Source organism: Pseudomonas sp. SWI7, assembly GCF_006351945.1.
In the GTDB taxonomy this organism is placed as follows: domain Bacteria; phylum Pseudomonadota; class Gammaproteobacteria; order Pseudomonadales; family Pseudomonadaceae; genus Aquipseudomonas; species Aquipseudomonas fulva.
Window position 1 is genome coordinate 3,356,009 of sequence record NZ_CP040930.1, and the last position, 21,030, is coordinate 3,377,038.

14 protein-coding genes are annotated in these 21,030 nt (G+C 63.0%); 9 read left to right on the forward strand and 5 right to left on the reverse strand.

What is annotated here, in order from left to right; all coding sequences use genetic code 11:
• Window positions 1-273: 273 nt before the first annotated feature.
• Together putA and FH041_RS15420 are read left to right on the forward strand one after the other, a co-directional pair.
• Entirely contained in the window at window positions 274-4,227 is a 3,954-nt protein-coding gene (gene putA, locus FH041_RS15415) for a trifunctional transcriptional regulator/proline dehydrogenase/L-glutamate gamma-semialdehyde dehydrogenase (RefSeq protein WP_140174819.1), read from the forward strand.
• A 246-nt stretch (window positions 4,228-4,473) separates the two neighbouring features.
• A complete protein-coding gene (locus tag FH041_RS15420; protein WP_104925726.1) occupies window positions 4,474-6,276 on the forward strand; it encodes an acyl-CoA dehydrogenase in 1,803 nt (600 codons plus the stop codon).
• Between the two features lie 18 nt (window positions 6,277-6,294).
• Here the strand turns inward: FH041_RS15420 and FH041_RS15425 are convergent, their stop codons facing one another.
• The 3 genes from FH041_RS15425 to FH041_RS15435 are packed head-to-tail and all read right to left on the reverse strand — an operon-like array spanning window position 6,295 to window position 9,311.
• Complete coding sequence (locus tag FH041_RS15425; RefSeq protein WP_110606953.1) at window positions 6,295-7,218, reverse strand: DMT family transporter; 924 nt, start codon at window positions 7,216-7,218, stop codon at window positions 6,295-6,297.
• A gap of 2 nt (window positions 7,219-7,220) precedes the next feature.
• Window positions 7,221-8,180, reverse strand: a complete 960-nt coding sequence (locus tag FH041_RS15430) for a 2OG-Fe(II) oxygenase (protein ID WP_140174821.1) — start codon at window positions 8,178-8,180, stop codon at window positions 7,221-7,223.
• 24 nt (window positions 8,181-8,204) lie between these two features.
• The gene (locus FH041_RS15435) at window positions 8,205-9,311 is read right to left on the reverse strand and encodes a hypothetical protein (protein ID WP_257225201.1); all 1,107 of its coding nucleotides are present in this window, start codon (window positions 9,309-9,311) and stop codon (window positions 8,205-8,207) included.
• On the opposite strand from FH041_RS15435, the gene FH041_RS15440 reads away from it, so the two are divergent.
• From FH041_RS15440 to yccS, 7 genes are all read left to right on the forward strand, one after another.
• A complete protein-coding gene (locus tag FH041_RS15440) occupies window positions 9,310-10,164 on the forward strand; it encodes a LysR family transcriptional regulator (RefSeq protein ID WP_128610984.1) in 855 nt (284 codons plus the stop codon). The genes FH041_RS15435 and FH041_RS15440 overlap by 2 nt on opposite strands.
• A gap of 154 nt (window positions 10,165-10,318) precedes the next feature.
• Entirely contained in the window at window positions 10,319-11,761 is a 1,443-nt protein-coding gene (locus tag FH041_RS15445; RefSeq protein WP_125922194.1) for a TldD/PmbA family protein, read from the forward strand.
• Window positions 11,761-13,080, forward strand: a complete 1,320-nt coding sequence (locus FH041_RS15450) for a TldD/PmbA family protein (protein ID WP_128611145.1) — start codon at window positions 11,761-11,763, stop codon at window positions 13,078-13,080. Before FH041_RS15445 ends, FH041_RS15450 begins: the two co-directional genes overlap by 1 nt.
• 100 nt (window positions 13,081-13,180) lie before the next feature.
• The gene (gene mdtD, locus FH041_RS15455) at window positions 13,181-14,608 is read left to right on the forward strand and encodes a multidrug transporter subunit MdtD (RefSeq protein WP_023533030.1); all 1,428 of its coding nucleotides are present in this window, start codon (window positions 13,181-13,183) and stop codon (window positions 14,606-14,608) included.
• Window positions 14,609-14,720: 112 nt separating this feature from the next.
• Window positions 14,721-16,058 carry an ATP-dependent RNA helicase DbpA gene (dbpA, locus tag FH041_RS15460; protein ID WP_230396040.1) on the forward strand — a complete coding sequence of 446 codons (1,338 nt, stop codon included), beginning with the start codon at window positions 14,721-14,723 and terminating at the stop codon, window positions 16,056-16,058.
• A 147-nt stretch (window positions 16,059-16,205) separates the two neighbouring features.
• Window positions 16,206-17,387 carry an NAD(P)/FAD-dependent oxidoreductase gene (locus FH041_RS15465; RefSeq protein ID WP_140174823.1) on the forward strand — a complete coding sequence of 394 codons (1,182 nt, stop codon included), beginning with the start codon at window positions 16,206-16,208 and terminating at the stop codon, window positions 17,385-17,387.
• Between the two features lie 123 nt (window positions 17,388-17,510).
• Window positions 17,511-19,709 (forward strand): YccS family putative transporter, encoded by a 2,199-nt coding sequence (gene yccS, locus FH041_RS15470; protein WP_128610987.1) that lies wholly within the window; start codon window positions 17,511-17,513, stop codon window positions 19,707-19,709.
• 140 nt (window positions 19,710-19,849) lie between these two features.
• On the opposite strand, the gene FH041_RS15475 is transcribed toward yccS, so the two are convergent.
• Together FH041_RS15475 and FH041_RS15480 are read right to left on the reverse strand one after the other, a co-directional pair.
• Complete coding sequence (locus tag FH041_RS15475) at window positions 19,850-20,587, reverse strand: ABC transporter substrate-binding protein (protein ID WP_027914006.1); 738 nt, start codon at window positions 20,585-20,587, stop codon at window positions 19,850-19,852.
• 145 nt (window positions 20,588-20,732) lie between these two features.
• Window positions 20,733-21,029 (reverse strand): helix-turn-helix domain-containing protein, encoded by a 297-nt coding sequence (locus FH041_RS15480; protein WP_027914007.1) that lies wholly within the window; start codon window positions 21,027-21,029, stop codon window positions 20,733-20,735.
• Between the last annotated feature and the right edge of the window lies 1 nt (window position 21,030).

A 21,030-nucleotide genomic window follows, 5' to 3' on the forward strand; every position in this document is an offset into this window, starting at 1 on the left:
AAATCCGGTGCAACCATTTTTCACTGTGAAGTTGCACCCAAGTATGCATTTTCAGACAAAGCCTCGTTTTTGCTCCCTAATGGGGCAGATGAGGCTCTTTTTTAGAACAAATCCTTCCTCGCCTGACGCTTTGACCCTCACTGAAAACGACAGCCTGACGAGTTGCACCCTATTCACGACATTTTAGGGTTGCACCTGGTTGCACCCGCGTTTTCCTGAAGATAATCTTGTCGCCAGCTTAAGCCACACTCGTGGCAATAATGAGGATAAGAAATGGCGACGACCACCCTTGGGGTCAAACTCGACGACCCTACCCGTGAACGACTCAAGGCCGCTGCGCTGTCCGTGGACCGCACGCCGCACTGGTTGATCAAGCAAGCGATCTTCAGCTACCTGGAGAAGCTCGAGGGTGGCGCGACCCTGACCGAAATCAATGGCCAGACCCTCGGCCTGAACGATGAAGCCGGCGACGTGCAGCCCGAGCAGGGTCACCAGAGCTTCATGGAGTTCGCCGAAAGCATCCTGCCGCAGTCGGTGCTGCGCTCGGCCATTACCGCCGCCTACCGTCGGCCCGAGCAGGAGATGGTGCCGATGCTGCTGGAGCAGGCGCGCCTGAGCGCTCCGCTTGCCGACGCGGCCAACAAGATGGCTGCCGGCATCGCCGAGAAGCTGCGCAACCAGAAGAGCACCGGGGGCCGGGCCGGCATCGTTCAAGGCCTGCTGCAGGAATTCTCGTTGTCGTCGCAGGAAGGCGTGGCGCTGATGTGCCTGGCCGAAGCGCTGCTGCGCATTCCCGACAAAGGCACCCGCGACGCCCTGATCCGCGACAAGATCAGCACCGGCAACTGGCAGCCGCACCTGGGCAACAGCCCGTCGCTGTTCGTCAATGCCGCCACCTGGGGCCTGTTGCTAACGGGCAGGCTGGTAAGCACCCACAACGAATCGGGCCTGACCTCCTCGCTGACCCGCATCATCGGCAAGAGCGGCGAGCCGATGATCCGCAAGGGCGTGGACATGGCCATGCGCCTGATGGGCGAGCAGTTCGTCACGGGCGAAACCATTGCCGAAGCACTGGCCAACGCCACGCGTTTCGAGTCCAAGGGCTTCCGTTATTCCTATGACATGCTCGGTGAAGCGGCACTCACCGAGCACGATGCCCAGAAGTACCTGGCATCCTATGAGCAAGCCATCCACTCGATCGGCAAGGCATCCAACGGCCGCGGCATCTATGAAGGCCCGGGCATCTCGATCAAGCTCTCGGCCCTGCACCCACGCTACAGCCGTGCCCAGTACGAGCGGGTGATGGAAGAGCTGTACCCGCGCCTGCTGTCCCTGACCCTGCTGGCCAAGCAATACGACATCGGCCTGAACATCGATGCCGAGGAAGCCGACCGCCTTGAGCTGTCCCTCGACCTGCTCGAGCGCCTGTGCTTCGAGCCCGCACTGGCCGGCTGGAACGGTATCGGTTTCGTCATCCAGGCGTACCAGAAGCGCTGCCCGTATGTGATCGACTACGTGATCGACCTGGCCAAGCGCAGCCGCCACCGCCTGATGATCCGCCTGGTAAAAGGCGCCTACTGGGACAGCGAAATCAAGCGTGCCCAAGTCGAAGGCCTGGAGGGCTACCCGGTCTACACGCGCAAGGTCTACACCGACGTGTCCTACGTCGCCTGCGCCCGCAAGCTGCTGGCCGTACCCGAGGCCATCTACCCGCAGTTCGCCACGCACAACGCCCATACCCTGTCGGCCATCTACCAGATCGCCGGGCAGAACTACTACCCTGGCCAGTACGAGTTCCAGTGCCTGCACGGCATGGGTGAGCCGCTGTACGAACAGGTGGTCGGCAAGATCGCCGATGGCAAGCTGAACCGCCCTTGCCGCGTATATGCGCCGGTCGGCACCCATGAAACCCTGCTGGCCTACCTGGTTCGTCGCCTGCTGGAAAACGGCGCGAACACCTCGTTCGTCAACCGCATCGCCGACCAATCCATTTCCATCCAGGAACTGGTCGCCGACCCGGTCACCAGCATCGAGCGCATGGGTACCCAGGAAGGCCGCATCGGCTTGCCACACCCCCGCATTCCACTGCCGCGTGACCTGTACGGCACCGAGCGGGCCAACTCCGCCGGCATCGACATGGCCAACGAGCACCGCCTGGCTTCGCTGTCCTGCGCCATGCTGGCCACCGCCAACAACGACTGGAAAGCCAGTCCGCTGCTGGCCTGCACCGCCAGTGACAGTGCGGCAACGCCGGTTCTGAACCCTGCCGATCACCGCGATGTGGTCGGCCACGTTCAGGAAGCGACCGTTGCAGACGTCGACAATGCCATCCAGTGCGCACTCAACGCAGCGCCCATCTGGCAGGCCACCCCGCCAGCCGAGCGCGCCGCCATCCTGGAACGCACGGCCGACCTGATGGAAGCCGAGATCCAGCCCCTGATGGGTCTGTTGATCCGCGAAGCCGGCAAGACCTTCGCCAACGCCATCGCCGAAGTGCGCGAAGCCGTCGACTTCCTGCGCTACTACGCCGTCCAGGCGCGCAACGACCTGAGCAACGATGCCCACCGCCCATTGGGCCCTGTGGTGTGCATCAGCCCTTGGAACTTCCCGCTGGCGATCTTCACCGGCCAGGTAGCCGCAGCCTTGGCCGCCGGCAACCCGGTACTGGCCAAGCCTGCCGAGCAAACCCCGCTGATCGCCGCCCAGGCGGTGCGCCTGCTGCTCGAAGCCGGCATTCCGGAAGGTGTCCTGCAACTGCTGCCGGGCCGCGGCGAAACCGTCGGTGCTGGGCTGGTGGGTGACGAGCGCGTCAAAGGCGTGATGTTCACAGGCTCCACCGAAGTGGCGCGCCTGTTGCAACGCAACGTGGCGGGTCGCCTGGATAACCAGGGTCGCCCAGTGCCACTGATCGCCGAAACCGGCGGCCAGAACGCGATGATCGTCGACTCCTCGGCCCTGACCGAGCAGGTGGTGATCGATGTCGTGTCCTCGGCCTTCGACAGTGCCGGCCAGCGTTGCTCCGCCCTGCGCGTACTGTGCCTGCAGGAAGACTCCGCCGACCGCGTGATCGAGATGCTCAAGGGCGCCATGGCCGAAAGCCGGCTCGGTTGCCCGGACCGGCTGGCCGTGGACATCGGCCCGGTGATCGACGCTGAAGCCAAGGCTGGCATCGAGAAGCACATCCAGGGCATGCGCGAGAAAGGCCGCTCGGTCTATCAGGTGGCGATTGCCGACAGTGCCGAGATCAAGCGTGGCACCTTCGTGATGCCAACCCTGATCGAACTGGACAGCCTCGACGAGCTCAAGCGCGAGATCTTCGGCCCCGTCCTGCACGTGGTGCGCTACAACCGCCGCAACCTGGACCAGTTGATCGAGCAGATCAACAATTCGGGGTACGGCCTGACCCTGGGTGTGCACACGCGTATCGACGAAACCATCGCCAAGGTGGTCGAGTCGGCCCATGCCGGCAACATGTACGTCAACCGCAACATCGTCGGCGCCGTCGTAGGTGTACAGCCGTTCGGTGGCGAAGGCCTGTCGGGCACTGGCCCGAAAGCCGGCGGTCCGCTGTACCTGTACCGCCTGCTGTCGACCCGCCCGGCGGACGCCATCGGCAGCCACTTCCAGCACCAGGACGGCGAAGCCAAGCCAGACCGCGCACTGCACGAGCAGTTGGTCAAGCCGCTCCACGCGCTGAAGGCGTGGGCCGAGAGCAATCAGCTGTCCGACCTTGCCGTGCTGTGCAGCCAGTTCGCCAGCCAGTCGCAGAGCGGTATCGCCCGTCTGCTGCCAGGCCCGACCGGCGAGCGCAACACCTACACCATCCTGCCGCGCGAACACGTGCTGTGCCTGGCTGACAACGAAGCCGACCTGCTGGCGCAGTTCGCTGCGGTGCTCGCGGTAGGCAGCTCGGCGGTGTGGGCCGACGGCGAACCGGGCAAGGCCCTGCGCGCCCGACTGCCCCGTGACTTGCAGGCCAAGGTGAAGCTGGTACCCGACTGGAACAAGGACGAAGTGGCGTTCGATGCCGTGATCCATCACGGCGATTCGGACCAGCTGCGCAGCGTCTGCCAGCAGGTGGCCAAGCGTGCCGGTGCCATCGTCGGGGTACACGGCTTGTCCAGCGGCGATCATCAGATTGCACTGGAGCGCCTGGTCATCGAGCGTGCGGTCAGCGTGAATACGGCGGCAGCAGGGGGTAACGCCAGCCTGATGACCATCGGCTAACGCTGAAGGTCGAAGAAAAGGGAGAGCTCGGGCTCTCCCTTTTTTATGGTCGCCATCTTGCCGCAGTGACAACCTGGCTAAGCAGCGGCGCCCGTCCAATAGCGGTGGTGTGACCCGTGGTATCGCAAGTGGCTTGCGGCACCACGGGCTTTACTTTTCTCACGCCATATCACCCAGACCTATTAACCTGTCCTCGCCATCCAACCCGCTTCTACACTCGCAGCATTGTGCCCCAGGACCGCCGTCATGCCCGAGACCTTGCTTAGCACCCGAAACTTGGCATTCGAACTCTATGAAGTCCTCGACGCCGAAAGCCTCATACAGCGCCCTCGCTTTGCCGAGCACAGCCGTGAAACCTTCGACGCCGCGCTGACCACTGCGCGCACCATCGCCGAAAAATACTTCGCGCCCCACAACCGCAAAGCTGACGAAAACGAGCCGCGCTATGTAGACGGCCGCGCTGAGCTGATCCCAGAGGTCAAGCCTGCCGTCGATGCCTTTCTTGAAGCCGGGTTCCTCAACGCCAACCGCGACTTCGAGGTCGGGGGCATGCAGTTGCCCAGCCTTGTGTCACAAGCCTGCTTTGCGCATTTCCAGGCTGCGAACGCCGGCACCACCGCCTACCCGTTCCTGACCATGGGCGCGGCCAACCTGATCGAGAGCTTCGGAAGCGAAGAACAAAAGCGCCTGTACCTGCAGCCGATGATCGAGGGCCGCTACTTCGGCACCATGGCGCTGACCGAACCCCACGCAGGGTCTTCGCTGGCCGATATCCGCACCCGCGCAGAACCTGCCGGTGACGGCAGCTACCGGCTCAGGGGCAACAAGATTTTTATTTCCGGCGGTGACCATGAGCTGTCGGAAAACATCGTGCACATGGTCCTGGCCAAACTGCCGGACGCCCCACCGGGGGTCAAAGGCATCTCGCTGTTCATCGTGCCCAAGTACCTGGTCGGGCCCGACGGTAGCCGGGGCTCGCGCAACGACGTAGCGCTTGCGGGGCTGTTTCACAAAATGGGCTGGCGCGGCACCACGTCCACTGCGCTGAACTTCGGCGACAACGGCCAGTGCGTGGGCTATCTGATCGGCCAGCCACACCAGGGCCTGGCCTGCATGTTCCAAATGATGAACGAAGCACGCATCGGCGTCGGCATGGGCGCGGTGATGCTCGGTTACGCCGGTTACCTGTACTCGCTGGACTATGCGCGTCAGCGCCCACAGGGCCGATCAGCCGACAACAAGGACCCGCAAAGCCCGGCCATCCCGATCATTGAGCACACCGATGTCAAAAGGATGCTGCTTGCGCAAAAGGCCTATGTGGAAGGCGCTTTCGACCTGGGCTTGTATGCGGCGCGGCTGTTCGACGACACCCACACCGCACCCGATGAAAACACTCGCCAGCAGGCCCAAGCGTTGCTCGACCTGTTGACGCCCATCGTCAAATCCTGGCCCTCGGCGTATTGCCTGAAAGCGAACGAACTGGCCATCCAGATTCTCGGTGGGCACGGCTATACCCGGGAGTACCCGGTCGAGCAGTATTACCGTGACAACCGCCTGAACCCCATCCACGAAGGGACCGAGGGCATCCAATCGCTCGATCTGCTGGGCCGCAAGTTGGCCCAGAACGGGGGGGCCGGGCTCAAACACTTGATGCGCCTGATCGCTGTCACTGGCGAGCGCGCCAGCCATCATCCCGACCTCGACCCGCTGCGCCATCCCCTGGAGCAGCTGGTCAACCGCTTGCAAGGTGTCACCCTGGCCCTGCTCGGCGACCTGGCCCAAGGCAAGGTTGCCGGCGCCCTGGCCAACTCGACCCTGTACCTCAAGGTCTTCGGCCATTGCGTGATTGGCTGGCGCTGGCTGCAACAGGCGATTCATGCCGAACTCGGTCTGCTTCAGTGCGGCGCCACTGACCGCGACTTCTACCTTGGCAAGCTGCAGGCAGCCCGGTATTTCCTTACCTGCGAAATACCGGGCTGCCATGCAGACCTGGCTTTGCTCGAGGCGCGCGATGACACCAGCTTGAACATGCAACCAGGGTGGTTCTAGAAGGTGGCCCAAACCCGCTCATCGTTGCGGACACTCCCCTGACGACCGCACACGTCGAGCGGTGCGGGTGATGGCAATGCCTGTGGCGACTATCGCGATACCCAGATAGGTCGTCCAGTGAATGGCATCGCCGAACATCAACGCCGCCCAAATGAGCGTTACAGGGGGTTCCAGGTAAACCAACGCGGACACCCGTGTGGCAGACAGTTTGGTCAAAAGTATCCACAGGCTCAGGTAGGCGATGAAGGTCGAAAACAACGTCAACCACGCCACCGCCACCCAGACCTGAGCGCTGCCGGGCAGCTCAATCAGGCGCAACGGCACTCCCGTGACGCTGAGCAGTACCAGCGTCGCGCTCGATTGCAGGAAGAGCGGCATCAACAAGCCTTCTTTACTGTGATCCGTGCCCATGACCGACTGTCGCCGTTGGTAGACGGTGGCAATTGATAACGTGATCGCGGCAATCAGCGGTAGCGCATACAGCCAGGGTTCGAGCCGGGTGGAAGACAGGCGGTATTCACCAAGAATCACCACACTGACACCGGCAAACCCAAGTACCAGCCCAAGCCACTCCTGCCTGCCGCTTCGCTCCTGCTGATCCGCGCTGCCCATCGCCGCCGTGATCAGGGGCTGCAGCGCGCAAATGATTGCGGCTATCCCCGCCGGCAAGCCACCGCGTATGGCAATGTAGACACTTATCAAGTACGCGAACTGGGCCAGAAATCCGATGACCGCGTTGTAGCGAACTTGCGCCCAGGACAGGTTGCGTAATCGATGCCATACAAACGGCAACAGACAGCAACTGACCAACAGGAAGCGCCAGAACAGCAAGTTCACCGCGCCTGCATCCTGCGTGCCGAGCCGTGCGCCAATGAAACCGGAACTCCAGGACAGGACAAAGACAACTTGCAAGATCAGCATGTAGAGCGCACTCGAAGGCATGGTCACGCCCCTGTCTGACGTAATTCTTCGAAGGTGATGGGTTCGATACCCAGCCTGGCGTAGTGACGGGCTGCCGATCGATGGAGCGCCCATCGCAAGGCTAACCAATTGGGGAGTGTTCGAGGGATGCCGTCATCCGACGCCAAGTGCCAGAAGCGGTTGGAATCGTCGTTGAAGTAAGGGCAATGAAAGGACAACACGAGCGACATTCGTCGCCCACTGAGTACCGGTCGCACACCGTGGAACAACCGACTGCCGAAGATGAACAGCGCATCGCCCGATGCGTTCAGATGCGCCGTTTCGAAGGTCCGGTAGTCCAAGGCGTCGAACGTATCGACTGTGCCATTGTGATACAGGAATTCGCCGCCGGTATAACTGGCCGGTCCCGTTAACACGATGTTCAACACATAGTTCGTGCCGTCGGTGTGCCACATGCCCCTTTGCTGCTGTTGCTCGGGCGGTTTCGGGTAGTAATAGTTGACCTGCGAGCGGGCATTGAGCATCGGATAAGGCACCAGTGGCACGCCCGCGATGCGCGAGACAGCCAACAGAAATGCACGGCTGCTCATCATGTCGTTGATAAACGGCGAGCGTGCCGTCACCCCCCGCGTGCGCCGGGAAATGATCCAGTCACTGTCACCTGCCACGTGCTCCAGGCGTGCGCAGATGTCTTGCAAAATGGTGACGCACTCAGGTGTGAACAGCCGATGAACCGCCGCAACCCCTGTGATCGTATCAACGGCCAAGCTCGCATGTGGGCTCTGGCTGTATCCCAGTTCGCCCAGCGTACGGATGTCTGCAATAGCAGGCCCCACTTGCTGCAGCAGATCGTCCCGCCAGCAAGCGTGACCATCAGAACAGGCCGTTGATGGCCGAGGCGCGCCCTTGAAGGTCGACTTGAGCGCCAGCTTGATTCGGCCCAGGCCGCGTTCGAACAAGGGCAAGGTATTCGAATGGCTCATGACGTCTATCTCCGTTTGATCACGCTATTGGAGGTATTCAGCGATCTGATAGCGCACCGAACCATCACCGCTGGCAAATTCATCGACCACCCTGCAGTTGCAATGCCGAGCCCGGGTGCGGCGAAACTGCTCCGGGGTGAATTTCAGACAGATGTTGGTCAACAGGAACCCCTCTGTTTGCCCGTGTAGGACAGGCTGCAAGGTGACTGCCACATAAACGGTTTCGTCGAGTATGCGCAGGGGCACCAGCAAGGCTTCATGCTCAGCCATGGGGCAGAAACCTTGTTGCAGGGCAACCAAACGGGAGAACTGAACCATATTGGCATTGGCGTAGAAACCGAGAATGGTTTGCTCCAGGCCAGGCTCGTATACCTGCATTTCAGAAAGAACGTAGGTCCCTTTGCCGGCCAATGTACGAATCAGTCTGCCCGTACTGACCGGCCATTCATTGCCTTCCTGGAAGCCCAGCAAGGTAATCAGTGTGATGTCCTCATCAGGATGCAACGCTTCGCGGGTCACGGTGCGATAGTCGGCAGCGATATAGTTGAAGCTGCCCTGGGCGCTCAGGATCGGACCCAGGGCATCCCTCATGGCCGGTTCGGAAGTCTGATTGATGTCGATGGCGGTGTAGCGAACGGCCGTACAGGTGTCAGCCATATGCTTGAGCAAACAAGCACTCTTGACCGGTTCCGGCCCTAGTTCAACGTAGTGAGCACTGCGGTCGCGGCCTAGAGCAGCCAGTCGTTGTGCTACATCACCAATAACGCTGCGCAGTGGTCCCCTGCCTTGCGCATCGGCGCACAAGCCAGGTTCATTCAAGCCCTGCTCGTTGAGGGCGCGCATGAGCAAAAATATCTCGTGGTTGAAGCGGTAGGTGTCTTGAGTGCCCTGTTCAGGCGGCGCGAGGGTTGAGTATTTCTCGTGGTTTTCGACGGACCATAACCGTGCCCGTTGATAGGAAGGGGTATGCACAAGAGCGTCTACAACAAAGTCGTTCAGGCTCATCCGTATCATTCCTTTGCATTTCGGCAGTGGCGCACGCTTTGACCTCACGTTAAGAGGGGCTATAAAGCCTGTACAGTTGATTAAATCGAAGTGCTGATTCGATCCAGCCAAATCAGGTGGTTTCATGGGCAAAGGTCTAGATATCAATGTGTTGAGAACTTTCCAGGCCGTGGCTCGACTCGGTCGTTTCAACGCAGCGGCAGACTATGTCCATCGCAGCCCTTCAGCGGTGACCACGCAGATACAAAAGCTCGAAGAGCAGGTTGGCCAACAGCTGTTTGCGCGTAGCAACCAGGCAGTGGCGCTCACGCCCGCAGGCCGGCATCTGCTGGGCGAGGCGACACGCTTTCTGATCGCCCACGACAAGCTGCTGGCGACGCTGTCTCCCCGGCAGCTGACCGGCAAAGTCCGTCTAGGAGTACCGGACGGCTATGCCGCCACGCTCATGAGTGAGTGTCTGCCGGTGTTCGTTGCCAGTAATCCGAAGATGGAGCTAGAAGCTGTGGCGTGCTCCAGCGCGCAGTTGCTGGACTTGTTTGCCAGGCAGCAGCTGGACCTGGCCGTGGCGGTCAGCAGCGAGCAGATCCAGCAGGGTGACTGGCTGCGCTCCACAGAACCCCGTTGGGCTGCCGCGAAGGGCTTCATCCGCGATGACAGCCGCCCGCTACCCCTGGCATTGCAATTAAAGGGCTGTCCATACCGGGAGGCAGCGCTCCAGGCATTGAAGGCCAAAGGCATCGCGTACCGTATCCTGCTGGAAAGTGCCAACTGGCATGCGGTACTGGCCTGCGTCAAAAGTGGCCTGGCAGTTGGCATCGTCGAGGCGCTCGAAGCCGACGACGCGCTCGTCTTTTTGCAAGACCAGGATCTGCCGGCGCTTCCCCCGCACGGCATCTACCTGTTGACGGACACCGCGCACCCTGTGGCAGTGCACTTGCACGCACTGCTCAAGGCTGCCATACAAAAAGAAGCCGACTAAGGGTTCGCAGCAACGCAAACGACCGTTAATGCCTGACCAGCACATCAGCAGGCTGCCATAATGACCCGGCATTGCCCGAGCCCGTAGCGCGGCCCGCCTTGGCATTGCCCAGCGCGTGGTTCCAGGGGGCCACCGTGTATCCGGAGGCTTGTCCATGTTCGATTCCAGCACCCTGCTGCGCCAGCGCTTCGCCGCCCTGCGCAGCACGGCCGATCTGTTTTCCTTGCGCCATGTCAGACAGTCGCACCAGGCCTTGTCCGTGCGCCGTAACGTTGCCGAACCGCCTGCCTTGAGCCAGGACGAGGGCGCCATGCTGACCGTGCGCATCAACGGGGTGGAGGCCTACGCTGCCACGGCCGATCTGTCCCAAAGCGGCCTTCAGCGCGCATTGGAGCAGGCTGAAAACCTCGCTCGACAGATTGCCCGCTACAGCCTGCTGGACCTGCGCGATCAGCCTGTGCCCACCGGGCGTCACGATTACCTCTCGCCTCATTTCGACCAGCCCATGCCGGGCCTTGCCGACTGCCTTGGCCTGCTCGCCGAAGAATCGGCCAGCGTGCCGTCGGACTCACGCCTGGTGGACTGGCAGGCGAGCCTTGGCATGAGCCTGGTGGAGCAGACGTACCTGAACTCGGCCGGTGCCGAACTGCGCCAGGCCCAGCGCTTTCTGTTCCCTGGCCTGGCGGTGACGGCCAGCGATGGCCAGGACAGCCAGAGCCGCAGCCTGGGCAGGGAGAACTTCGGTCAGCAGGGTGGCTTCGAAATCATCGAGCGCTGCGGCCTGAGGGGCGCTGCCCGGCAGGTTGCCGACCAGGCCCTGCAATTGCTGCTGGCGCCGAACACGCCCAGCGGCGTGCGCGACCTGTTGTTGATGCCTGACCAGATGATGCTGCAGATCCACGAGTCCATCGGCCACCCCTTGGAGATGGATCGCATCCTGGGCGACGAGCGCAACTACGCCGGGACCAGCTTCGTCAAAGCCGCCGACTTTGGCCGGTTGCAATATGGTTCCTCCCTGCTGAACGTAACCTTCGACCCGACCTTGAGCGAAGAGCTGGCCAGCTACAGCCACGACGACGATGGCACGCCGGCCAGCAAGCAATTTCTCATTCAGGACGGCGTGCTGCTGCGCCCGCTGGGCGGTGCCCTTTCCCAGTTCCGCTCTGGTCTGGGCGGCGTGGCCAACAGCCGCGCCTGCGGCTGGAACCGGGCGCCGATCGACCGCATGGCCAACCTGAACATCGAGCCGGGTGATCAATCCCTGGATCAACTGATCGCAGGAATCGAGCATGGCATCCTGATGCGCACCAACCGGTCCTGGTCCATCGACGATGCGCGCAACAAGTTCCAGTTCGGCTGCGAATGGGGCCAACTGATCGAACATGGCGAACTCAAGGGCATCGTGAAGAACCCCAACTACCGCGGCATCTCCGCACGGTTCTGGCGCAACCTGGCCGCCGTCGGCGACCGCAGCACCTTCCAGGTCCTGGGTACCCCAAATTGCGGCAAGGGCGAGCCCAACCAGGTGATCCGGGTCGGCCACGCCTCGCCGGCTTGCGTGTTCAGCGCCATCGACGTGTTTGGAGGAGATGCATGATGAAACAGGCCTTCCAATCCCTCATCGACACCCTGGGCTCTGCCCTTCAGGCAGGCGAACACTACACCCTGGGGTTGAGCGCCGAGCAGTCGCAGTTCGTGCGCTTGAACCACGCCAAGGTCCGTCAGGCGGGCGAGGTAAGCCAGGCCAGTGCTCACCTGCGTCTGATCCACGCCGGTCGTCAGGCCGAGCAACAGCTGACCCTTAGCGGTGATAGGCACCTGGACCGCCAGCGCTTGCTCGACGCCCTGTCGCAACTGCGCCAGATGCTGCCACTGCTGGCAGCAGACCCGTACCTGAGCCTGGATGACAGTGCCTGGCGCAGTGACAGCCAACAGACGCAGGCCCTGCCCGACCTGAATGAGGTGCTGGCCCTGCTGGAACAGGAAGCCGGTGACCTAGACCTGGTCGGCATTTATGCCGCAGGCCCGATCTGGCGCGGTTTCGCCAGCTCATTCGGCGCCTTTGGCTGGCACCAGGCCAATAGCTTCAACATCGACTGGAGCCTGTTCCACGAGAGCGGCCAGGCGGTCAAGGCCAACTATGCCGGGCAGGTATGGCGCGCCGACGACTTCACCGCTCGCCTGCGCCAGGCTCGGGCGCAGTTAGGCCACTTGGGGCGTGCGCCGGTGGTACTCCAACCCGGCAGCTACCGCGCCTACCTGGCGCCTGCGGCCATGGACGAAATCGCCGGCATGCTGTGCTGGGGCGGTTTCTCGGCGCAGGCCCTGGCGACCGGCAGCAGTGCCTTGCAGCGTTTGTACAGCGGTGATGCCACACTCAGCCCACTGATCAGCTTCACCGAGCAGGTCAGCGGCTCATTGAGCCCGGCGTTCTCCGACGAAGGTTCACCGCGCCTGGACGTGGCGCTGATCGAGCAGGGCAAACCAGCACAACGCCTGGCCTGCGCGCGCAGCGCAGCCGAATTCGGGGTGTTGGCCAATGGTGCCGACAGCTACGAGTCGCCCTGCGCACTCAGCCTCGCACCCGGCCAATTACCCCGTGGACAGGTCCTGGCGCGGCTCGGCACCGGCCTTTACATCAGTAACCTCTGGTACTTGAACTACTCCGACCTGCCCGCAGCGCGCATGACCGGCCTGACCCGCTTCGCCACGTTCTGGGTGCAGGACGGGCAGATCCAGGGGCCGGTGAACACGATGCGCTTCGATGACAGCCTGTACAACCTGCTGGGCGACCAACTGGAGGCGCTGACGTGCGAGCGGGAGCTGATCCTCTCCACCAGTACCTATGGGCAACGCAGTACCGGATCGAGTCATTTGCCGGGCGCGCTGGTCAAAGCGCTGACGCTGACATTGTGATTGGAATTTGCCGGCCCCTTCATGGCGGTCGCCACGCCTGCCTTGCCCCGTAGGCGCGGCGTTCGCCGTGAAGAGGCCAGTACAGACAGACGAGGACGTCATGCCCGAACGCACCCCGCTCGACCCCATCACCGCCCGCTGGCTGCCATGGGTGGTGGCGATCGCCTTCTTCATGCAGTCGCTGGACGGCACCATTCTCAACACCGCCCTGCCCGCCATGGCCCGATCCCTGGCCGAAGACCCCCTGCGCATGCAGGGTGTGATCATTTCGTACATGCTCACCGTGGCCTTGCTGATCCCCGCCTCGGGCTGGATCGCCGACCGTTTCGGCACCAAGCGCATCTTTTTCAGTGCCATCTTGCTGTTCAGTTTCGGTTCGTTGCTGTGCGCGGTGGCCAACAGCCTGGGCTTTTTGATCTTCGCGCGGATCGTGCAGGGGCTCGGCGGGGCGCTGATGCTGCCGGTCGGCCGGCTGGTGGTGCTGCGTGCCTACCCTCGCACCGAACTGGTGCGCATCATGAGTTTCATCACCATCCCCGGTCTGCTCGGGCCATTGCTGGGCCCGACGGTAGGTGGCTGGCTGGTGGAGATCCTGAGCTGGCACTGGATCTTCCTGCTCAACTTGCCGGTCGGCCTGCTGGGCTGCTACGCCGTCTGGAAGTTCATACCCGACCTGCGCGGCGCCGAGCGCACTACGTTCGACGGGCCGGGCTTTTTGCTGTTCGGCGCCGCGATGGTGCTGATCACTATCGCCATGGAAGGCCTGGGCGAGCTGCACCTGCCGCACTTGCGCGTCATGTTGCTGCTGTTCGCCGGCATGGCCTGCCTGGCGGCCTACTGGCTGCGGGCCGGGCGCGACCCGGAGCCGTTGTTCTCTCCCAGCCTGTTCCGGGTACGTACCTTCGCCATCGGTATCTTGGGCAACCTGTTCGCCCGCCTGGGCAGCGGGGCACTGCCGTTCCTGGTACCGCTGCTGCTGCAGGTAGCGCTTGGCTATTCACCGGCACAGGCGGGCATGAGCATGATCCCCTTGGCGGCGGCGGCCATGGTCGCCAAGTCCGTGGCCAGGCCGCTGATCGAACGCCTTGGTTATCGCATCATCCTGACCGGCAATACGGTGCTGCTGGGCGTACTGCTGGCCGGCCTGGGCCTGGTGGACGAGCAGACCCCGTACTGGCTGCTGCTGGTGCAACTTGGCCTGCTGGGCGCCGTGAATTCCCTGCAGTTCACTGCCATGAACACGGTGACGCTGATCGACCTGGACGATGCCAGCGCCAGTAGCGGCAACAGCTTGTTGTCGGTGGTCGCCCAGCTGTCGCTGAGCCTGGGGGTGGCCTGTGCCGGTGCGCTGCTGGGCGGTTTCACGGCAGCAGGCAGCGCCGAAGGCGTGGAAACCACCCTGGGTGCGTTCCAGCTGACGTTCTTCACCATTGGCATCATGGCCATGCTGGCGGCGGCCATCTTCCTGCAACTGGCGCCGACGGACGGAAGGCGTGCCCGTCGTCCGGAAGAGCACGTGGAGTCTTAGGGCGAATGGCGTCGGGGCTGGTAGACTGTGCAGCATTTTTCGCTTCGCACCGTAGGCCCGCCTCGTGACCACCGATTCCACCGCCTTTGCCACCTTGCCGTTGTCCGCCGCCATGCTGGCCAACCTGGACGCCCTCGGCTACACCTCGATGACGCCGATCCAGGCCCAGAGCCTGCCGGTCATTCTCAAGGGCCAGGACCTGATCGCCCAGGCCAAGACCGGGAGCGGCAAGACCGCCGCCTTTGGTATCGGCTTGCTCAACCCGATCAACCCTCGGTACTTCGGCTGCCAGGCGCTGGTGCTGTGCCCCACGCGCGAGCTCGCCGACCAGGTGGCCAAGGAACTGCGTCGCCTGGCCCGTGCCGAAGACAACATCAAGATCCTGACGCTGTGTGGCGGCGTGTCGCTGGGCCCTCAGATCGCCTCCCTGGAGCACGGTGCGCACATCATCGTCGGCACCCCGGGCCGCATCCAGCAGCACCTGGACAAGGGCACGCTGGTTTTGGGCGGCCTGAACACGCTGATCCTCGACGAAGCCGACCGCATGCTCGACATGGGCTTCTTCGATGCCATCGCCAGCATCATCGCCAAGACCCCAGCGCGCCGCCAGACCTTGCTGTTCTCCGCCACCTACCCCTCCAGCATCAAGCAGCTGGCGGCCGATTTCATGCGCGACCCGCAGCAGGTCAGGGTCGAGAGCCTGCATACCGACAACCAGATCGAGCAGCGCTTCATCGAAATCGCCCCCGAGCAGCGCCTTGAGGCGGTGACCCGTGTGCTGGCCCATTATCGTCCCCAGTCCTGCGTGGCGTTCTGCTTCACCAAGCAGCAGTGCGAGGACGTGGTGGCCCACCTCACGGCCAAGGGCATCGTGGCCCAGGCGCTGCACGGTGACCTGGAGCAGCGTGACCGCGACCAGGTGCTGACCATGTTCGCCAACCGCAGCAGCTCGGTGCTGGTGGCCACCGATGTGGCCGCCCGTGGCCTGGATATCGACGGCCTGGACATGGTCATCAACGTGGAACTGGCGCGTGATGCCGAAATCCACGTGCACCGGGTGGGCCGCACGGGCCGCGCTGGCGAGAAGGGTATCGCGGTCAGCCTGGTCGCGCCTGCCGAAGGCCATCGCGCCCAGGCCATCGAAGCCTTGCAGAAGAGCCCGCTGCGCTGGGACCTGTTGGACAGCCTCAAGAACAAAGGCGGCGAGCCACTGCTGCCGGTCATGAGCACGCTGTGCATCGCAGCCGGGCGCAAGGACAAGCTGCGCCCGGGCGATATCCTCGGTGCGCTGACCGGTGATGCCGGCATCCCCGGCAAGCAGGTGGGCAAGATCGCGATCTTTGATTTCCAGGCATTTGTGGCAGTGGAGCGGGCACTGGCCAAGCAGGCCATGCAGCGCTTGAATAGCGGCAAGATCAAGGGCCGCTCCCTGAAAGTCCGCATCGTCTGACATTTATTTCGGGCCGCGTTGCAGCCTGTCGCAAACAAGCCAGCCCCCACAGGGTCATCACAGGCCTCAAGCCGGTGCCGTCCCTGTGGGGGCTGGCTTGCCTGCGATGGGCTGCAACACGGCCGCGGCTATTGATGAGGTAACACCGTGCACTCCACCGACGTGATCATCCTGGGCGCAGGCGCTGCCGGCCTGATGTGTGCCCAGCTCAGCGCCCGCCGGGGCCGCCGGGTCCTGCTGCTCGACCACGCCAACAAGCCAGGCAAGAAGATCCTGATGTCCGGCGGCGGGCGCTGCAATTTCACCAACCTGTACACCGAGCCGAGCAACTTCCTCTCGCACAACGCGCACTTCTGCAAGTCGGCCCTGGCGCGTTACACCCAGTGGGACTTCATCGAGCTGGTGTGCAAGCATGGCGTGCCCTACCACGAGAAAAAGCTGGGCCAGCTGTTCTGCGACAACAAGGCCAGTGACATCCTTGACATGCTCCTGGCCGAGTGCGACGAAGCCGGCGCCGAAATCCGCATGCACACCAGCATCGAGCAGATCGACAAGACCGACAGCGGCTACCTGCTGCGCACCAGCACTGGCCCATTCGCTTGCCAGTCGTTGGTGATCGCGACGGGCGGCCTGTCCATCCCGACGTTGGGTGCGACCGGTTTCGGCTACCAGGTGGCCCGACAGTTTGGCCATACCTTGCTGCCAACCCGCGCGGGCCTGGTGCCGTTCACCATCACCGAGCCCCAGCTCAAGGCCATGTGCACCGAACTGTCCGGCACCTCGCTGGACTGCACCGCCAGTTGCAACGGCACCAGCTTCCGTGAAAATCTGCTGTTCACCCACCGGGGCCTGAGCGGCCCGGCGATCTTGCAGGTTTCTTCATTCTGGGAAGCTGGCGATACGCTTGAGATCAACCTGTTGCCTGACCGCGATGCGCTGGACTGGTTGCACACCCAGCAAACCGAGCGCGGCAATGCTGAACTCAGGACCGTACTGGGCGAGGTGTTCACGCGCAAGCTGGCCACTTTGCTGGCCGAGCAGTGGTTCGAATCCAAGCCGATGAAGCAGTACACACCGGCCGAACTGGCCCTGATCGCCGACAAGCTGGCACGCTGGCAACTGGTGCCTGCCGGCACCGAAGGCTACCGCACCGCCGAAGTGACCCTGGGCGGCGTGGACACCCGTGAGGTCTCGTCCAAGACGATGGAGTCGCTCAAGAGCCCGGGGCTTTACTTCATCGGTGAAGTGCTGGACGTGACGGGGCACCTTGGCGGCTTCAACTTCCAGTGGGCCTGGGCATCGGCCAACGCCGCGGCGCAGTTCGTCTAGGGTAGAATCCAACGCGCAGCACGGAACGCTTCTTGCTGGCACGTGCTCAATAGCGGGTGGCGGGGCATCTGGCTGCCCGCTCATCGCTACGGTATTTCTACGATCACTGCCCGGCAGGCCATCATGTCATCGAGCTCGTTACGTCATTCATTGCGTCGCCTGTGGGGCCAGGACAAGTTCAGCTACAGCATCCGGGTGACCATTGCCCTTACCGGCAGCCTTGCCCTGTGCTGGCACCAGAACGAAATGGCCCTGTTGATCCCGCTGTTTCTGGGCATCATCGCCAGTGCCCTGGCTGAAACCGATGACAGCTGGCAAGGCCGCCTCAGCGCCCTGGCGGTCACCCTGGTGTGTTTTGCCATCGCGGCGCTCGCGGTCGAACTGCTGTTCCCCTACCCCCTGATCTTCGTCTGCGCCCTGGCCCTGGCAGCGTTTGCCTTGACCATGCTGGGCGCTTTGGGCGAGCGCTACGGCGCCATCGCATCGGCAACGCTGATCACAGCGGTGTACACGATGATCGGTGTGGACCAGCGCGGCGGGCAGGTGACGGACTTCTGGCACGAACCCATGCTGCTGGTGGCGGGTGCGGCCTGGTATGGGCTGCTCTCGGTGCTGTGGCAGGCATTGTTTTCCAACCAGCCGGTGCAGCAAAGCCTGGCGAAACTGTTCTTCGAACTGGGCAGCTACCTCAAGCTCAAGGCCAGCCTGTTCGAGCCTGTCCGCACCCTGGACGTCGAGGCACGTCGGCTTGAACTGGCCCAGCAAAATGGCAAGGTGGTGGCGGCCCTCAATGCGGCGAAGGAAATCATCCTGCACCGGGTGGGCAACAGCCAACCCAACTCCAAGGTCAGCCGCTACCTGAAACTCTACTTCCTGGCCCAGGATATCCATGAGCGGGTCAGCGCCTCCCACTACCCCTACAATGCACTGGCCGAAGCCTTCTTCCACAGCGATGTGATGTTCCGGTGCCAGCGCCTGCTGCGCAAGCAAGGCGCCTCGTGCCAGGAGCTGGCACGCTCGATTCGGCTGCGACAACCTTTCGTGCTGGCCAGCGGCTTTACCGAGGCACTCGAAGACCTCAACGCTTCGCTCGAACACCTGCGCGGCCAGAACAACCCGGCCTGGCGCGGGCTGCTGCGCTCATTGCGTGCACTGGCGGCCAACCTGGCCACGCTCGATCGCCTGCTCGGTGCTGCAAGCAATCCCGACAGCCTGGCCGATGCCAGCGACAGCAGCCTGCTGGACCGCTCGCCGCGCTCGCTCAAGGACATGGGCAAGCGCCTGCGCACGCAATTGACGCCCACCTCGCTGCTGTTCCGCCATGCTCTGCGCCTGCCGCTGGCCCTGTCCATCGGTTACGGCATGGTGCACCTGATCCACCCAACCCAGGGCTACTGGATCATCCTCACCACCCTGTTCGTGTGCCAACCCAACTACGGGGCGACCCGGCGTAAACTGGTGCAGCGCATCATCGGCACCGCCGTAGGCCTGACCGTTGGCTGGGCGCTGTTCGACCTGTTCCCCAACCCGGTCATCCAGTCGCTGTTCGCGGTCGTGGCGGGGGTGGTGTTCTTCGTCAACCGGACCACGCGCTACACCCTGGCCACGGCCGCGATCACACTGATGGTGCTGTTCTGTTTCAACCAGATCGGCGATGGCTACGGGCTGTTCCTGCCAAGGCTGTTCGATACCCTGATCGGGAGCCTGATCGCCATCCTTGCCGTGTTCCTGTTCCTGCCCGACTGGCAAGGCCGTCGCTTGAACAAGGCGCTGGCCAACACGCTGATCTGCGCCAGCGAATACCTGCGCCAGATCATGCAGCAATACGCCTACGGCAAGCGCGACGACCTGGCCTATCGCCTGGCGCGGCGCAATGCCCACAATGCCGATGCAGCGCTGTCGACGACCCTGGCCAACATGCTCATGGAGCCTGGCCACTTTCGCAAGGAGGCCGATGTGGGCTTCCGCTTCCTGGTGCTGTCGCACACCCTGCTCAGCTACCTGTCGGGACTGGGCGCCCACCGCGACACGGCCCTACCGGCCGAGGCACGGGAGCACTTGATCGAGGATGCGGGCAGCCGCCTGGCGAACAGCCTTGAGGAGATAGCCAATGGCCTGGCGGCGCGTTCACCGGTAGCGATTCACAGTGATGCCGAAGAAGCGCTCGCCACCGCTCTTGAACAGATGCCCGAGGAGGTGGATGAACATCAGCGCCTGGTACAGACGCAACTGGCATTGATCTGCCGCCAGTTGGCCCCTTTGCGCACGTTGGCGGCGCATTTGATCAAGAAGGATGCTTCGGCAGGTGACGCCTCGCATTAGGTCTGGCGCGAGGGTAAATAGCCTGCTTTGCCTACGAAGACGGGCAAATCTCCAGGCGCTGCGGACCGGCCATGATCAGCTGCGAAGCTGAAATCCGAAGCCACTGCCAAGCCGGCGCCTGGGAACGCCACCCCGCTCGCCTAGAACCCATACTGATGCAATAACCGGTCATAACTGCCATCGGCCTTCATGGCGGCGATGGCCGCATCGAAGCGCGCGACGATCGACTGGTGGTCCGGATGCTTCAGGCTGACCAGGATGTGCAGCGGGTTCTCGCCCAGTACAGGCTCCATCAGCTCTACCTTGTCACGCACATTGTCCGGCTCGCGCTGCAGGTGATAGCGGGCCACGTACTCGTCCTCCACGGCCAGGCTTACACGCCCCGCCGCCAGCATGCGCACGGCGGACGAAAAGGTACTGACCGCAACCTTGTGCAAGCGGGTATTGCCGTCGAACGCGCTCGAGTAGGCGTAATCACGCACCACGGCGATGCTGTAGGGGTACAGGTCCGAGAGGTGCTCGTAATGCAGGCCCGCGTCCTTGCGCTGCAGCAGGCGGATGCGGTTGCTCAGGTAGGCGCTGGAAAACTGCCCGATGCGTGCGCGCGCGTCGTTGTGCCAGGCGTTGATCAGTATGTCGTAACGGCCGTCACCGACGCCTGCCAGGGCCCGCGCCCAGGGTGCCTCCTCGAAGCTGCTGCTGTAGCCCGCCCGCGTCAGCGCCGTGGTCACGATGCTGATGGCCAAACCGCCGCCAGGCATGCTGGCGTCAGTGAAGGGCGGCCAATGGTCCGATACCAGCCGCAGCTTGGCGGCGGCTGCGGCCGGGGGCACCATGACAGTGGCCAGTAACCCGAGAACACAAAGCATCAGCCGCATGCCCAAGCCCTTGTGCGGTGAAGAAACGTACACTGCGAATGAGCTTACACAAAGGCTCTGGCCGGGGCAGCGGCCAATAGTGTCATCTAGCCTCTATTCTGGCCGAACCTGCGATTTTTATTGCAGCGGCCTTAGCGGGTACAGGTCAGGGATAACCCAGTACCTGGCGTACCTGATTCAGGTGAAGCTCGATCCACTGCCGGTCGATGGCCCCCCAGTCCTGTATACGGTAGTGACCTGCGTGATTGCGCGCGCCTTCCTGCTGCTCGAAGGTGCAGACGATGTCCAGATCGGCCAGCGCCGCAAGGGTGTCCTGGGCCGTGCGCCGGGGCATGCCCGTAGCCTGCATCAGCGCAGGCACGCTGGTAGCGGTCTGGCTGTCGATCAGCCAGGCGACGTAAAGACGGCGGTAGAAACTGCTTTTTGTCTTGCTCACTTCCATG